The 15690-nt window shown below is 52.5% G+C and carries 12 protein-coding genes and 1 pseudogene; 5 read left to right on the top strand and 8 right to left on the bottom strand.

The features are described 5' to 3' along the window. Positions 1-194 (top strand): annotated as a pseudogene (locus F1593_RS28660) (transposase); the annotation flags it as partial. 120 nt (positions 195-314) lie between these two features. Here the strand turns inward: F1593_RS28660 and F1593_RS25130 are convergent. Both F1593_RS25130 and F1593_RS25125 read right to left on the bottom strand, forming a co-directional pair. Then, entirely contained in the window at positions 315-2489 is a 2175-nt protein-coding gene (locus tag F1593_RS25130) for a S9 family peptidase (RefSeq protein ID WP_149404309.1), read from the bottom strand. Positions 2490-2594: 105 nt separating this feature from the next. Next, complete coding sequence (locus tag F1593_RS25125; RefSeq protein ID WP_149404308.1) at positions 2595-3080, bottom strand: Lrp/AsnC family transcriptional regulator; 486 nt, start codon at positions 3078-3080, stop codon at positions 2595-2597. Between the two features lie 199 nt (positions 3081-3279). On the opposite strand from F1593_RS25125, the gene F1593_RS29660 reads away from it, so the two are divergent. Then, a complete protein-coding gene (locus tag F1593_RS29660; RefSeq protein WP_268907086.1) occupies positions 3280-3411 on the top strand; it encodes a hypothetical protein in 132 nt (43 codons plus the stop codon). A gap of 667 nt (positions 3412-4078) precedes the next feature. Here F1593_RS29660 and F1593_RS25120 read toward each other — a convergent pair. The 4 genes from F1593_RS25120 to F1593_RS25105 form a co-directional block, all read right to left on the bottom strand. After that, on the bottom strand, positions 4079-5086 hold the full coding sequence (locus F1593_RS25120) for a sugar ABC transporter substrate-binding protein (protein ID WP_172632438.1): 1008 nt from the start codon (positions 5084-5086) through the stop codon (positions 4079-4081). A gap of 162 nt (positions 5087-5248) precedes the next feature. Beyond that, positions 5249-6775, bottom strand: coding sequence for a sensor histidine kinase (locus F1593_RS25115; RefSeq protein ID WP_149404306.1), 1527 nt, complete (start codon positions 6773-6775; stop codon positions 5249-5251). Between the two features lie 391 nt (positions 6776-7166). Continuing rightward, a complete protein-coding gene (locus tag F1593_RS25110; RefSeq protein ID WP_149404305.1) occupies positions 7167-7367 on the bottom strand; it encodes a hypothetical protein in 201 nt (66 codons plus the stop codon). Continuing rightward, positions 7357-8136, bottom strand: a complete 780-nt coding sequence (locus F1593_RS25105) for a hypothetical protein (RefSeq protein ID WP_149404304.1) — start codon at positions 8134-8136, stop codon at positions 7357-7359. Before F1593_RS25105 ends, F1593_RS25110 begins: the two co-directional genes overlap by 11 nt. Before the next feature lie 566 nt (positions 8137-8702). Here F1593_RS25105 and F1593_RS25100 point away from each other — a divergent pair. Next, entirely contained in the window at positions 8703-11081 is a 2379-nt protein-coding gene (locus F1593_RS25100) for a phosphoketolase family protein (RefSeq protein WP_149404303.1), read from the top strand. Positions 11082-11300: 219 nt separating this feature from the next. Here F1593_RS25100 and F1593_RS25095 read toward each other — a convergent pair whose 3' ends face one another. Next, positions 11301-11942, bottom strand: a complete 642-nt coding sequence (locus F1593_RS25095; protein WP_149404302.1) for a TetR/AcrR family transcriptional regulator — start codon at positions 11940-11942, stop codon at positions 11301-11303. Positions 11943-12104: 162 nt separating this feature from the next. Between F1593_RS25095 and F1593_RS25090 the strand changes: the two genes are divergently transcribed. Continuing rightward, on the top strand, positions 12105-13205 hold the full coding sequence (locus F1593_RS25090) for a zinc-binding alcohol dehydrogenase family protein (RefSeq protein ID WP_149404301.1): 1101 nt from the start codon (positions 12105-12107) through the stop codon (positions 13203-13205). A gap of 161 nt (positions 13206-13366) precedes the next feature. On the opposite strand, the gene F1593_RS25085 is transcribed toward F1593_RS25090, so the two are convergent. Next, on the bottom strand, positions 13367-14254 hold the full coding sequence (locus F1593_RS25085; protein WP_149404300.1) for an alpha/beta fold hydrolase: 888 nt from the start codon (positions 14252-14254) through the stop codon (positions 13367-13369). Positions 14255-14602: 348 nt separating this feature from the next. Here F1593_RS25085 and F1593_RS25080 point away from each other — a divergent pair, with 348 nt between their 5' ends. After that, positions 14603-15316, top strand: coding sequence for a response regulator (locus F1593_RS25080; RefSeq protein ID WP_149404299.1), 714 nt, complete (start codon positions 14603-14605; stop codon positions 15314-15316). Positions 15317-15690: the final 374 nt, after the last annotated feature.

Here is a 15690-nt window from a genome sequence, read left to right as displayed (position 1 = left end):
CCTTGCCAGGATATGGGCTGTTGCGCATGGTGCGCGATGTCTTCCATATCAGCGGCTTTCTTTGCCGGGATGCTTCTGGTCAGATCGTCCAGATTGTTCTCAATCAGGATGCCCATTTGGCCCGTCGCCTCCTCGTGTCGTTACAGGTGTTGCTTGCTCCCATACCTGTTGCCATTAATTTGGACAAAACTTAGGTATTTAAGCGGTATTGCCCTTGAAGGGTGGCTCCTACGGATGGCTCCTCTCGCCTTCATTCCTCTTCATGAAGCGCTCCCAATTTCAGAAGAATAACGCTAAAAACAGAGAAGTATTTTTTACAGGTAATGCTCGTACCATTGGATGGTGCGGCGCAGGCGGTCAATGCGCTGCAGGGGCGTGCCGACGGCGGGCCAATCCATAAGATGGCTGGTGCCGTGATAGCCAACAAGCTCGACGATCCGTTTGCGTTTGCGTAGCGCAACAAAAAGCTGTTGGGATTCGCTGAAGGGACAGCGCAGGTCGTCCTGGGCGTGCAGCAGCAGTAGCGGCGTTTGAATAGCATCAACAAAAGTGAGGGCGGAGCGCTGCTGCGCCCGGGCACTTTCGCCCATTACCAGATTGAACCAGATACTTTGATCGGAGAGCGCGGCGGCGGTCGGGATCGAACTGATGCCGTTGCGGCTGACGGCAGCCTTGAAGCGCGTGGTCCGGGTAAGCGCCCAGTTGGTCATATATCCCCCATAACTCAGGCCACTGATACCCAGGCGCTCACCATCGATGGCTTCTGTAGCGATCACATGCTCAAGGCCCGCCTGCAAGTCCCGCCAGTCGTCACCGCCCCAGTCATTAAGCACACGGCGACAGAAATCCTCGCCATAGCCCGCGCTACCGCGTGGATTGGGAGCCAGAACAGCATAGCCACGACCAGCCAGCACCTGGAATTCATGCACATAGCTTTCACCCCAGGCCAGTGAAGGACCACCATGCGGGGCCAGGATCAGCGGCGCACGCTCTTGCTCACACAATTGGGGCAGATAGAGCCAACCTTCAATCTCCAGGCCATCAAAGCTCTGCCAGCGCACGCGCCTGGGACGCATCAGGCGATGGCTTTGCAAGAGCGCATCGTTGACTCTGGTCAGCTTGCGGGCATGCTGTCCCACCGCATCCATACACCAGATATCCCCCGGCGTAAACCAATCCGCGCGCACCAGGGCGATGGCCTCGCCATTCTTGCTCAGTTGCGGCGTGATATAGCGACCATTGCCGTTCGTCAGACGCTCACTCGTCTGCTGCGCCAGATCCAGACGATAGAGATGGAGTTGGCCGCGTTCCTGCGCGGGGACCAGCAAGGCCTGACTGTCAGGATACCACTGCGGGCACGCCAGATATTCAGCGCGCAACTCATCAATAATCCAGGCCTGACAGGTAAGCTCGCTGGCCGCTGGCACGGCTGGACGCGGCGTCCCACCGCGAGCCTCAACCACATGCGGCACTACATTACTGGCTTCGGTTTGATCAGGCGTATAGAGATAGGCAATCAAGCGACCATCCGGGGACCAGGCGGGCTTCTGGGCCAATCCTTCTTCCGGGGTCAGGCGGCGCATCTGGCCGGTTGAGAGCGTCAAGATCCAGAGGGCCAGGCTCACCGAGAGATCGGGATCGGCCCGTCGATTAGCACAAAAGACAATCTCCTGCCCATCCGGCGACCAGCAGGAATGCAGCAGATCCACCGGCTCCGATGTTAGACGAAGGGCCTTCCCATCATAGAGCGGCATCAACCAGAGCTGCTGATGTCTACCATGATGATCACCCGCGCCATCCGACTGCGTACCCAGACGCGTACAGACGGTTGTCAGGCGCTCCACAGGATCTTTCCGCTGATCGTCCTGCGGCTTCCATGCACTATGTGCCAGCAGCTTTTGTCCGTCGGGATGCCAGGCATAGTCGGTCACACCCTGCGCGAGCGAGCTGATCTGCCGTGCCTCACCACCATTTAATGTCAGCACATAGAGCTGTGGCATCCCTGAACGGTCGCTCAAAAACGCCAGGGATTGTCCGTCTGGGGACCAGCGCGGCTGCGTATCATGATAGGTGCCCGCACTCAACTGGCGCGGCACAACGGTTTTCCCGCCCGCACTTTCAACCAGCCAGATCGAGCTGTGCGTCATATTTTCGTCCGCATCGCATTCCAGGATCGTATACACAATCAAACTGCCGTCTGGCGAAATCTGGGGATCAGAGGCCACCTTGAGCGCGGCCAGATCCTCGATATCCATGGGAGGAATGATCGGGCGCGCTTCCACAGCCGGTCTGGCAGCATCAACCTGCGGGCTATCCTTCCCTGAAGCTACATCCGCGTTACTTTCCTGCTTCGCTAGTTCGGGGGATGGCATCTGCTGAGCGACAGCGGGAGTCTCATCGGTGGTCGGCGGGAGGGCAGCGGATGGTTCATCCTGGATGGCTGGCGCTGGCCTGGGCGTCGTTGGCTCTTCGTTGTCACGAATACTCATAAAATATCAATCCCTTCAGTACATATGATCTCAAAACCCCGATAGTGCTACACAGAGTATACGTTCTGAAGGGAATACTGGTTATGGATCTCGCCAAAAGTAGCGCTAGCAGACTGGTTCTTCGGGCAACATCACGCTGGTAATGGTTCTGCGTTTGCGTGGATTTGAGAGGACCAATGAGGTGGTGGGAGTACCATATTCCGTCACCTCATCAATGATCTTCTCTAAATGATCGACGTTGGCCGCCACAACCGTAAAGATAATTGAATCGCCACCAGTCACACGATAGCACTCCACCACGGCAGGAATCATCGTCACCGCAGCCGTCGCACGGCTCACATTCTGACCCGGAATACTCGATAGGCGGATCACCGCGATCACCGGCAAGCCCAGCGCCACCGTATTCACCTCGGCATGATACCCGGTAATAATACCCACCTCCTCCATCTTGCGCAACCGCTCGGCCACGGCGGGCGAGGAGAGTCCTACCCGCTGACCCAACTCACTAAACGAAAGACGGGCATTATCCTGCACCTCCGCTAGTAAATGCCAGCCTGTCTCATCCAACAACTTCTCAATCTCTAATGCCATAATAGCAATTTGCCTTTCTTTTTTAAGATAAATGCTCTAAATACTTTTCTTTTTAAAGGCATTATACCACCAGACAGTGTATACTATCAATATAAATTAAATCATTTATTCAATGCGTCATTATTCAATGCGTCATTATTCAATGCGTCATTATTCAATGCGTCATTATTCATAGTTATACACAGCAGGAGTTATTATCATGATCTTCGCTCTTTTAAGCACGCTAATACTTGTCGTTCTCGCCATCGCCTCCATCCGCTGGGGCTATGATAGCCGCCGCGCCACCTCATCCTATGATGAGTCCTCGCACGGTTATTCGATTGACTTCTAGCACTCTGACTGCCTTCATTTGATGGGTTGCTGATCCAGGCGTGCTTGCAAGCGTTTTTTTGGGTGCACTACCATACCGCTTCATGAAGAGGAATGAAGGCGAGAGGAGCCATCCTTCCCGCCTGCTCTGGTGCGGCTTTGGGGCGTGATGGCAATGCCCCTCCACCCGTGAAGGGTGGCATCTACGGATGCATCGGCATTCCCCATTCTCCTTATTGAAGCGGTATTGGGGTGCACTCCCTCTTCAGATGGCGGCTGCACCCCGGTGCTGTCAACAAAGGGTGCCTCCTTTTTCTCTGGGTTGTCTTCCTCTTTCCCCTCATTTGTTGGAGTAGGTGGCCAGGGCCGCAGCCGAGGTGCGCTTTCCCGTTCACGTACGATCATCTCGCCCCAACGCGCTGACATGATGGGATCAAATGGGATCAGAGCCTACGGGAGAGCTTCTCGTACGAGACGAGGAAAGCGCACCTCGGTTGCGACCTCGGCACGCACCTACATCGCTCCCCGACGCTCTGTCCTCTCCCGTAGCGGTCCCCGTTCCTTTATGAAGGAGGGGCAGCAAATGTGCATGGCACATTTGCTGCCCCTCCTTCATAATTATTTCTGAGCGCCATTGGCGCGAAAAGTCATATGCAGAGATCTCAAAAGAGATGATGAACAAGCACTCTCTAACAGACCCCGGCGGTACCGGGTAGAATAACGTTTGGAGAGAAACAAACCTCTTTAGGCGTTACATAGCCATCTTTAATCACAGTACTGGCAACATTATTGAAATCCACAACAATTGGATCATCCAGGATAGAAGGAATAACACCGTTGTCATAGGTATTGGCGGTCCTATTATGTGTCAGGGTAGTGATATCGGACCCATCATGAAGCGCCTTCACCAGCTGCGCTGTAGAGAGCGCCTCCTTCTTAAAGGGTTTATAGATGGTCATACTTTGCGAGTTATTCAGGATATTGTTGATGCCGACAACCGAGGCGTCCTGACCTGTAATCAACACCTTCCCCTCCATCTTCGCAGCCTTTGCCACAGCAATCACGCTGGCCGCCATCGAATCATTAGCGACATAAGCAATCTGAACATTATCTTGCACATTTGAAAACATGGCTTCAGCCTCGACCTGCGCACTATTTGAGCTCCAGTCAGGCGTAAATTGTTCATCGGTCTTTATGAGTTGTTTACTGGCAAAAAGAGGATCAAGTATTGCATGCATCCCGATGCTGAATAGCAATCCATTTGAGTCGGTCTGCGAGCCATTGACCACGATGACATTGTGGCTGCCATTGACGGGAACATAGCGCTGATAATGATCCTTAATATACTGGGCTTGCAGTTCGCCCACTTTTTCACCGTCAAACGAAACATAATAGTTGAGATCTTTAGACTGGACCAGACGGTCATAGGCGATCACTGGTACATGCTGGGCCTTCGCATCTTCAACAATCGAGGCCGCAGTCACACTGTCATGCGGGGCCAGCACCAGGATACAATCCCCATTCGCCAAATCCTGATCGGCGGCTTGCTGCTGCCTGCTTCCGCTCGCCTGGGCGTTAGAATAGTCAATATGCACGCCCGGCAGAGCATTCTGGATTGCATTGACCAGCAATGGGTGGTCGTAGGCTTCCCAGCGATTTGATGAAGTCGTATCAGGAAGCAAGATACCGACCTTCATACAATCTTTTCCATCTTTTCCAGAGAGCTGCGTGTTCCGTGTGCTTGAACCGCCAAGCGAGCAAGAGCTGAGCAACAAACTCGAAAGAATAAGCACTCCAGAGATACGATACCAAAGCCAACGGGCGTGATGAGAACTCTTCATCTTGCAGATCCTTTCTGACTAGTTGCCAACCACCTGACGTAGTTGCTTGATAACTTCCTGCAATTGTGTGGCAGCATCGGTCGCTGAGGTCGCACCTGAAATTAGCTGCTCGGTCACTTGCGAGGCAATACGGATAGCGGTTGTCAGGCTCTGACTACTACGATCTTGATGGGTCGCAACCTTATCGAGATATCTAGCTGCCTCGATAATATCGCTCAGATGCTGCAAGGCCAACTCGCGATTATTTCTTTGCAGATCCTCACGCAACGCATTCCCGACTTGATCCAGCTTGCGAACCGCAATCGTGGTCGCCTCAGTATAATATTGCACCGATTGCAGAGCGGTCTGCGAAGATTCTACAATCCATTTCTGCTCGGTTGCAGTCACCTGCTCACGAGCCGCCAGCGTATTCAACATATCGCTACTGCCACTCAAGAGAGAGGCTGATTGCAGAATAGGGCGCGTAATCGTCTGACCGAGCCAGAGACCAACGACTGCGGCAATAAAAGTCACAACCACCGCAATAATCACCAGATAGAAATCCTGCTGGGTGGCGGGACTGGTAATCGAGCTCAGCGGGCGCAGCGAGACAAAGGCCCAGGGCAATACATGCGATTTATACATGAATGCCTCGAAGGTCTGCGTCTGCAAGGGAGGCTGGTAACTAAAGGAGCTGGTTTGCGCAGGATCGTGCAGGGCATTCTCTAAATTGGCATCAGCCAGGGTCTTGACACTACCCATGCCGGTATTGCCATACAAATTTTCATTCGTAATCTTCTGATGCAAAGCAGGACTGATTGCCCGGACTGATTGAAATAAAGGCGCTGGCAGCGTCGTACCAGTCGTATCGGGATTAGTATACGCGATACGGATACCATTTTCATCCAGTACCATCGCGAAACTATCTTTCGTCGCGTTTGTCTCGTTATTGACCGCAGTCCATACGTCATTCAACTTAAAGGTAGCACGCCCGATCCCCAGGAGCCTCGAACCAGGAGAAATAATCGTCGTATACATATCCACAAATGGTTGACGAGCCTGGTTGTCAAAATAAATATCTGAAATAATTGTTTTATGCGTTCCTTGCCGCAACTGCTGCTGAATGTCAGCCGGAATCACGCTTTTCCCCCGGGTAGCCGAACCAAGCGTTGGATAGGTCAGCTTGATTGTGCTGCCATTGGGAGCAAAAAGCGTCCAATTCCCATAATTAGCGTCCAGATCATGACCGCGCTGCAATTCATCAAGGGCCACGTCCCTATAGTTGATATCACCGGCTAAATATTTCTGGATCGCCGAGTATTGGCTGATATAATCCAGATCTTGCAGGCGTGCAATTACCAACGAATCGATTGCACTCATATGATTTTGAGCATCGGTACTCATTTCATTGGTAGCTTGCGAAACAAGAGTTGGGCGCAGAATCAATTCACTACCGACCACGGTAATCAACAATGGAATGATCACGGCAAGTACCAGTAGACCGGAAACTTTGACGGTCAGAGTAATTCCCTTGCGTGATACTGGCTTCGACTTGGATAAGGCCATAAACTATTTCCTTTTATGCATACAACTATGACTTATATGTCCTATACGCGCGACGTTTTCGAAAGTCCCTTGCTCTCTTGCGTCTCTCGAGCATAAAGGAATTGCTGAACAACAAACATCATTGTTAGCTCCAGATGAACTTTTCTTTAGAGATAGTCATATCCCCACGAAAAAGTTGTAGAATAAAGTATTAGTTCAATATTAATAGAACATTTCTTGTATACAATATACTGCAAACCACTGAAATCGTATAGTGTGTGTAGGGTAATACAGTACTCATAGGTAGTGGATCGCAATCGAGTGTTTTTTTATGATCTATCTTGCCAAAACCCTACAATAACGATAAAGTCAACACTTAGCCCAACCCAGGCCCCAAAAAAGGAAGAGCCATTCAGCCCCGCTCTTTATAAGGCGGGGCTGAATGGCTCTTCCCTGTAAATATGGCTCTTCCCTGTAAATATGGCTCTTCCCTGTAAATATGGCTCTTCCCTGTAAATATGGCTCTTCCCTGTAAATATGGCTCTTCCCTGTAAATATGGCTCTTCCCTGTAAATAAGGTGATGTTATTCTGAGAAATATCATCAAGCTTCATTTTTCAAACGCTCTTGGAAAGCTTTCCAAACGTTGATTATCTCGTCATAGCGTTGTTGTGCTGCTGCTTCCTTCGATTGGCTCGGTATGACTTCGTGCTCATAGAAAAGTTCTCCCATTTCGTGTGTTTCTGGAGTGACCAAAGCATCAGCATTTTTTTCGATGTCTATTCGTTCTAAGGAAGTGTCTCTGAGATACCTGGCACTTTTTAGAGCGTACATAATCCCTGGTATAGAATGAAGCGGCAAGGATTCTGTCGTCAGGGTTTTGCCTGTATCTGCATCTGTTTTTATTTCTCGCACTCGTTGCTGATATTCTTGCTGCACGCTCGCTACCTTCGCGTCAAACTCTTCTCGAATCTGGTCGGTCGGCTTAAACTTAAATCCTGGCGGTATGTCAGAATTTTTGCTCGTATCAGAATTTGATGTTTCATAAAGTTGTCGAGCCGCTTGCCTCCTGGGATTATTTGGATCGCTACCATAGTAGCCGAGAGTCTCTTGTAGCCGAGCGCCATCATCAGGCCGCTGCTGCTCCGTTTGTCCTTCCGTCGTTCGAGCGTCATCACCAGGCCGCTGCTGCTCCGTTTGTCCTTCCGTCGTTCGAGCGTCATCACCAGGCCGCTGCTGCTCCGTTTGTCCTTCCGTCGTTCGAGCGTCATCACCAGGCCGCTGCTGCTCCGTTTGTCCCTCCGTCAAAGAGAATACTTGTTGGTCCACCTGGCTTGTGCTCCCACTTGTGCTCACGTCTGGATCTTTAAAAATTTTTTCCATCAGGATGCATCCTTTCTTCATCGCTTAGTTTGAGTTTTTACCATTCAACTCTTCTCACTTAAGAGGTATCTTTCTCCCTCTCTCGCTTAAGAGGTACCTTTCTTCCTCAAAGAACGTTGCTCCATTGGCCTGGATAATTATCCCACATTCCGCAGTTTATAGAAAGAAAAAATTGAGAAAAGCGCAAAAAATGGCCCATTCCAGCGTGCGGAATGAACCATCAGATAGGAGGTTGGTTTGGCTTTTCTCCTGAAATTACTCCCAACCTCATGGTTCAGGGTGCTCCACAATACGGTTCACATACCTGCAATGATGATGGAAAAACGTAGGTGCATTGTTATCGAAAATGCAGGAAGACGTGGGCATCGCATGGAACGTCACGTAGGTCGATGCTCCGTTCTTTGTTTATGATTGGGACAGGGGATATGCTGGGGCAGGATGGATTTGTGCTGATCCATGTTAATGATCCACCGTTTGGAGGACGGCCTTTGGTGTTCTGATCCGCTATGCTACAAGGGAATGCGTCAGACCACATTTGCTATCCTTTATTCTTCGTGGAGGAGTTTATGCCAATTCTTGAGAATGCAGCGCCTACCCTGAGTCTAGATCAAATCAGTAAGATGCAGAAATATTGGAATGCGACCAACTATCTTACCGTTGGTCAAATTTATCTGCAAGACAATCCCCTCCTGAAGGAGCCACTGAAGCCTGAACATATTAAGCCTCGCCTGCTAGGACACTGGGGCACCTCGACTGGCCTGAGCTTCATCTACGTCCATATGAACCGGCTGATCAAAGAGAAGAATGCCGATATGATCTATCTGGCCGGTCCGGGTCATGGCGGCCCTGCGATTCTGGCCAATGTGTATCTCGAAGGCACCTATTCGGAGATCTATCCCGATATCTCCCAGGATGAGGAGGGGATGCGCAAGCTGTTCCGGCAGTTTTCTTCACCGGGCGGCGTGCCGAGCCACGTCAGCGTACCAACACCGGGATCGATCCATGAGGGCGGTGAACTGGGCTATGTACTCTCACACGCCTTCGGGGCCGTCTTCGATAATCCCGATCTGATTGCGGTCGCGGTGGTTGGGGATGGCGAGGCCGAGACAGCCCCCCTGGAAGGCGCGTGGAAGAGTATCAAGTTCTTAAATCCTGCCCGCGATGGAGCCGTGCTGCCAATCCTGCATCTGAACGGCTACAAGATCTCAGGTCCAACAGTCCTGGGCCGCGACTGGGATGAGAATATCCAGAAGCTGCTGGAGGGACATGGCTATGAGGTCTTCTTTGTCGAAGGAGAAGACCCTACCAGGGTACATCAGTCCTTCGCACAAACCCTGGATGCCTGCTATGAGAAGATCCGTAACTATCAGAAAGATGCCCGCACCAATGGCTTTAAGGAACGCCCACACTGGCCGGCGATTGTGTTGCGTACCCCCAAGGGGTGGACTGGCCCTAAAGTGGTCGATGGCATAAAGATTGAAGGGACGTTCCGATCACATCAGGTGCCGGTTTCGGGTGTCAAGACCAATCTCGCACATTTGAAAATCCTTGAGGACTGGATGCACACCTATAAGCCGGAAGAGTGCTTTGATAAGAAGGGACGTCTGGTCCCAGAACTGGCTGAAATGGCTCCCAAAGGGGATCGACGTATGGGCGCGAATCCACATGCCAATGGTGGGAAGCTACGCGTCGAGCTTAAAGTACCATCCTATTACGATTATGCGATGAAAATTGATAAGCCAGCCACCCAGTTCCGCGAGTCAACTCGTCCTCTGGGCGAGATGATGCGCGACATCTATAAACAGAATGCCGATCAGCATAACTTCCGGCTCTTCTGTCCCGATGAAACCAACTCGAACCGCCTGGGTGCTATCTTTGAGGTCGAGAATCGCTGTTCGGTCGAAAGGGTGATCTCAGATGATGATCATGTCTCGCCCGATGGTCGTGTGATGGAAGTGTTGAGCGAACATCTCTGCCAGGGCTGGCTTGAGGGTATGTTGCTTACCGGTCGCCATGGCGTCTTTGCCACCTACGAAGCCTTCGCCATGGTCTCTGACTCGATGACGGTCCAGCATTCAAAATGGCTGCAAGAATCGATCAGGCTCCCGTGGCGCGCCCCGATCTCCTCGCTCAATATCCTGCTGACCTCGACCTGCTGGCGCAATGACCACAACGGCTTCAGCCATCAAGGACCTGGCCTGATCGATACCGTCCTCTCCAAGAAAGGCACGGTTGCACGCATCTACCTGCCACCAGACTCCAACTGCCTGCTCTCGATAGCCGATCACTGCTTTAAGAGCCGCAATTATGTCAACCTGATCGTCATCGACAAGCAGAACCATCTACAGTACCTCAACATGGACGACGCCGTTGATCACTGTAATCGTGGCCTCTCAACCTGGGACTGGGCCAGCAATACCGAAAGCCTGGAACCGGATGTCGTCCTTGCCTGCGCCGGAGATGTACCGACCCTGGAAACGCTGGCCGCCGCCCACTGGCTCCGTCATCATATCCCAGAGTTAAAGGTACGCGTCGTTAACGTCGTCGACCTGATGACCTTATATCCACCCTACTTCCATCCCCATGGTATGAGCGAAGAGATCTTCGTGAGCCACTTCACGGAAGACAAACCCGTCGTCTTCGCCTTCCACGGCTATCAACGTGCCATCCATGAACTGATTCATGGACGGACTGACACATCGCGCTTCCACGTGCGAGGCTTCCTGGAAGAGGGGACCACTACCACCCCCTTCGACATGGTCGTCCTCAACGGCATGAGTCGCTACCATCTTGCCATCGAAGCCATGAAGCGCGCCACCCGCGTCCAGAATCTCGTTCCGCCGCTGATCGAAGAATGTAATGATATCCTCACCCGGCACCACACCTATGTGCGCAACCACCTGGAGGACATGGCCGAAGTACGCGACTGGACCTGGACCGACTGACCAAAACCCAGGATTGGGAGGGATTGCAAGGAAACCGCAAATTCCTCCCAACTCCCATGCTCTCCACAATCTCTATGCCTGAATTTTCGCACCGATGGTGCTCAAAAGGGTTTTGGTGTGTGGTGCAGAATATGGGCGAAGCCCATATTCTGCACCACACACCAAAACCCTTTTGAGCACTTTATTAACTACTTGAAAATAAATTCCCTTGTGGCGAAGTTATCTGTCTTTCCCTGGTAGAGGAACCTCATACCCGCGTGCAGAGAGATAGCCATAAAACGCAAAATGCCAAAACCAGGTGGCTATTTGTCTGGGGGTGTAGCGCTTTTCGCTCTCCAGCCACCAGACGATTGTGCCGATCAGGACATGGGAGAGCTGCATGACCGGCAGAGCCTCTGGCAGGGCCTGATCGATCTGTTGCCTGGAGCCTGCCGATGGTTTCCACCGTTGCTCATTCTCAAGGATGAGTTTGACGATGTACTCGCGCATGCGGGCTGTAAACCACGGACTCCCGTTTTTCCCCAGCATGGCTCGGTAGAGATGGCGCTGCTCAGCGACATGCTCAAAGACCTGGACCCAGATCTCTGGTGGGTGTTCCAGATCTATCTGGTCAGTATCTTTGTGGAAGGGCAGCATGTGCGCCACCAGGGAATCGGCGGTTTCTTCAAATATCCTGGCCACCAGATCGTATTTATCCTGATAATGGCGGTAGAACGTGGCCCGGTTGATCATGGCCCGTTCGGCAATATCGCCCACCGTGATGGCCTCGAATCCTTTCTCAGTAATCAGTTCAATCATCGCTTCCTGCAAGAAGTGATGGGTGCGCCGAATGCGCAAGTCGATCTGTTCTTCGTGCGACATCTTTCCCTCTTTGTTGCATAGGTAACAAACCACTGGTATTGATGCTTGCCCGCAGCGTTCTACCGGGCTACACTTTCCATTGTAACAAATCGACGCCTTTGCGACAAATTGTCGCTATTCAACCCGGGGATTTCCCACGAAGGAACAGAAAGGATCACTAACATGCCAACGAATACCGCTGCCTGGCTTCTCGCCAGGCAAGCTCCACTTGAGGTCAAACCCGCGCCATACACCCATCCACGTGAGGGAGAAATAGTCGTCAAGAACCACGCGGTCGCTATCAACCCCGTCGATTGGGGCATCCAGTTACTTGGCACGCTCCTCTTTTCCTGGATGAAGTATCCATTTATCCTCGGTGGAGATCTCGCTGGCGAAGTCGTCGAGGTCGGAGAAGGGGTCACGCGTTTCTCTGTGGGGGATCGTGTGCTGGGGATGGCTATGGGAATGGATAAAACGCGCAGTAGATCGGCAGAGAGTGCCTTTCAGGCATACACGGTGCTTCTGGCCCACATGGCAGTACCCATCCCCAGCACCCTATCGTATGAAGACGCCGCTGTTCTGCCCCTGGCTCTGTACACTGCCGCCTATGGCCTCTTTCAGAAAGACCATCTCGCGCTCCAGTATCCCTCTGCGGCTCCTCAATCCACAGGGAAGACGCTCCTCATCTGGGGAGGCTCAACGAGTGTCGGCAGCAATGCTATCCAGCTTGCCGTCGCTGCTGGCTACGAGGTCATCACAACCTCGTCCCCACGGAACTTCCCCTATGTCAGGAGACTGGGTGCAAGCCAGGTTTTCGACTACCAGGAGAAGACCGTGGTCGCTGACATCATCGAGGCCCTCAAAGGCAAGACCATCGCGGGAGCACTGGCGATCGGAACAGGGTCAGCTGATGCCTGCTCCGCGATCGTCCACGCCTGCAACGGGGACAAATTCGTCTCCCTTGTCTCTCTCGGTGCCCTTCCTCCAAATCCCGGCCTGAATGTGCAGACGCTTCTGCTCATCTTTCAGTTTGTGGCTGCGAATGTGTCGTTCCAGGTAACATCACGCATGAGGCGTATCCGCACGAAGTTCATCTCCGGTATGATGGACAGGGAGGTCAGCAAAGTGATCTACGAAGATTTCCTGCCCCGGGCTCTCGCCGAAGGCCACTATGCTGCCGCCCCGGAACCAGTCGTCGTGGGCTCGGGACTCGACCACATCCAGGCTGGCTTAGACGCTCAAAGGCAAGGCGTCTCCGCGAAAAAAGTGGTCGTTTCTCTCTAAGCGCTCTTCTCCCTACCTGTTCGCGTGCGGCGGCACAGAAAAGAAGAAAAAGGGGTATTTGGGGACACCCCAAACCCCGGCAAAGGGCTCGCCGCCCTTTGCAATCCCGCTTGAAAAGCCTTCTATACGGATCAACCACCCAAAAAGAGCTATAGCTTCAATCAGGCGTGGGACTGTATCCAGGCGACGAGATCATTATCGAGTGGGGTGCGCTCGGCTTCGAACTGGGTGTCGTGAAACCAGGTAGGATAGCTCTTCCAGGTTTTGTCCTGACTGCCGAGGGCATGATAGAGGCCATACGTCGCTTCCCTGTCCACGACGGTATCTCCCTCGGCCTGGATGACGAGCGCGGGTATGCTGATCCGTGCCGCTTGCTTAATAGCTCCCAGCCGCATACGCAGGATCTGGAGCAGGAAACTGGCCGTCTGCGCCCGTACCCAGTAGGGATCGGCATCCAGCATACGCCCGGCTTCAGGATTGGCGGTCATCCCTTCGTGTCCTCCACCCACCTGCCAGAGACGACGGGATTTAAAGATGCCCCCCAGCAAGATGCCTGACGCCGTGCGCAGCGAGATCTGAGCAGTATCCTTGATCCAGGGATTTAAAAAGATGACGCCCGCCAGGAGATCACCGTGCTGCGCCGCAATGTAGGAGGCGAAAATACCCCCCATACTATGTCCCATACAATAGATCTTTTGTCCGGGGTGCCGCTGACGTATTTCACGAATAATCTCCGCGCTGTCCTCAACATATTGTTGATAGGCATCGATATGGCCCTTCAAGCCCTGCGACTGCCCGAAGCCGCGATGATCCACCGTATAGACACTCAGGCCGCGTTCCCACACCTCATTTGCCATATCCACATACCAGCCACCGTGCCCACCCAGACCATGCAGGATCAACAGCACATCCACGCCAGGCCGTACCCAGGAACGCACAAACAACTGACACTGATCCGGCAACGTCACATATTCACTCCGAAAAGCGCCTGCTTGCTCTTCGCTACTCTGTCCCCAGACGCCGGGAACCTCTGGCTGATAACGTACCATTACCTATCACCTCGCATTCTCAATTAAAGACAAACACACATAGTATCTACATGATACCCCTTCTACCGTTCTCTCACCAACACCTCTGACGGCCATCCATGAAGGGCAATACCACGTAAATGGGGCTGACCCTTGCGTTGCTTGCTACCGCACCGCAGGGATATGGATAGAATGTCCAGAGGGTGTGTTACGGGATGTACGTGTGGATTGACGGATATGGTTATTTTTTCTATACTTCAAATACAGACACCAACATGCCAGGGATGGGCATGCATGTAATTTGGGAGGTAGTTATATATCATCTTTGCATTCCCACTCCCTACACTCCTTTAGAAGAAGGCTTGCTTGATGAGTAGACGTACAGCGCGCATCTTGATTGTGGATGATGAGCAAGAGGTGGTGCGTATCCTCCAAAAGAACCTGCTGAACCAGAAATATGAAGTAATTACCGCGTATACCGGCAAGGATGCCCTGCGTATCGCGGAAGAGCGCCATCCCGATCTGCTCCTGCTGGACATTAACCTGCCCGATCTCAGCGGTATTGAGGTCTGCAAACAACTGCGTGCACAATCGCAGCTCCCGGCCATCATCATCATCTCGATCCGCGACAAAGAGCGCGACAAGGTGCGTATCCTTGACGCCGGTGCCGACGACTATATCGCCAAACCCTTCGGCATCGATGAAGTGCTGGCACGCGTTCGCGTCGCATTGCGGCACGCTGCGCATATCACCCCTGAAAGCAGCAGCGTCACCTTTTCCCTCGGTCCCCTCTTTGTCGATACCGCCCGGCACAGCGTGCAACTGAACGGCACCGCTATCAAGCTCACCCCGATTGAATACGACCTGCTACTCATATTTTTGCGCAACCAGGGCAAAGTCCTCACACAGCACATGCTCCTCACGCAAATCTGGGGAGAAGAAGAGAACGTACAATCTAACTACCTGCACGTCTATGTCGCCCACTTGAGGCGCAAACTCGAACTTGATCCCACGCGCCAACGCTTCTTCCAGACCATCTCCGGCGTCGGCTACCGCTTCACCGATAGCCTCGAAAACCAGTAGCTGCTTCCCATTCCCCCGCCCCTCCATTCCCCCCACATCCACATCCATCCTTGAGCAGAAGTGGATTGCATGAGGATCATCAAAAGCGGCACCATCCGCTTCACATGTGCGATCCATGCTCCGATGTGCATGGATCGCTCTCTGCTCATAAATGCATGACCACAAAAGCAGTCTGATACTACAGGTCCTACTACTTTTCCATTTTACTCTGCTTCTGCGAGAATAGAAGCCTGAGGGGAATGCTGAATGCGTTCCCTACGCTGAAATGAGAAAGGAATACGCGAACGCTTCTCTGTTCGCGCATCAATAGTATGGATTTCGCAACACTCATCCAACATGTATCTGATCCTCAGTGGCAGACAACGCTTCTCGCG

This window comes from Dictyobacter arantiisoli (assembly GCF_008326305.1).
In the GTDB taxonomy this organism is placed as follows: domain Bacteria; phylum Chloroflexota; class Ktedonobacteria; order Ktedonobacterales; family Ktedonobacteraceae; genus Dictyobacter; species Dictyobacter arantiisoli.
This window is presented reverse-complemented; position numbering and strand designations above follow the sequence as displayed.

What these genes read in the sequence shown, in the direction of transcription:
- F1593_RS25100 (WP_149404303.1), top strand. Translation starts at nt 8,703, where the DNA reads ATGCCAATTCTTGAGAATGCAGCGCCTACCCTGAGTCTAGATCAAATC.
- F1593_RS25125 (WP_149404308.1), bottom strand. Translation starts at nt 3,080, where the DNA reads ATGGCATTAGAGATTGAGAAGTTGTTGGATGAGACAGGCTGGCATTTA.
- F1593_RS25085 (WP_149404300.1), bottom strand. Translation starts at nt 14,254, where the DNA reads ATGGTACGTTATCAGCCAGAGGTTCCCGGCGTCTGGGGACAGAGTAGC.
- F1593_RS25120 (WP_172632438.1), bottom strand. Translation starts at nt 5,086, where the DNA reads ATGAAGGTCGGTATCTTGCTTCCTGATACGACTTCATCAAATCGCTGG.
- F1593_RS25110 (WP_149404305.1), bottom strand. Translation starts at nt 7,367, where the DNA reads ATGAAGCTTGATGATATTTCTCAGAATAACATCACCTTATTTACAGGG.
- F1593_RS29660 (WP_268907086.1), top strand. Translation starts at nt 3,280, where the DNA reads ATGATCTTCGCTCTTTTAAGCACGCTAATACTTGTCGTTCTCGCCATC.
- F1593_RS25130 (WP_149404309.1), bottom strand. Translation starts at nt 2,489, where the DNA reads ATGAGTATTCGTGACAACGAAGAGCCAACGACGCCCAGGCCAGCGCCA.
- F1593_RS25080 (WP_149404299.1), top strand. Translation starts at nt 14,603, where the DNA reads ATGAGTAGACGTACAGCGCGCATCTTGATTGTGGATGATGAGCAAGAG.
- F1593_RS25090 (WP_149404301.1), top strand. Translation starts at nt 12,105, where the DNA reads ATGCCAACGAATACCGCTGCCTGGCTTCTCGCCAGGCAAGCTCCACTT.
- F1593_RS25105 (WP_149404304.1), bottom strand. Translation starts at nt 8,136, where the DNA reads ATGGAAAAAATTTTTAAAGATCCAGACGTGAGCACAAGTGGGAGCACA.
- F1593_RS25095 (WP_149404302.1), bottom strand. Translation starts at nt 11,942, where the DNA reads ATGTCGCACGAAGAACAGATCGACTTGCGCATTCGGCGCACCCATCAC.
- F1593_RS25115 (WP_149404306.1), bottom strand. Translation starts at nt 6,775, where the DNA reads ATGGCCTTATCCAAGTCGAAGCCAGTATCACGCAAGGGAATTACTCTG.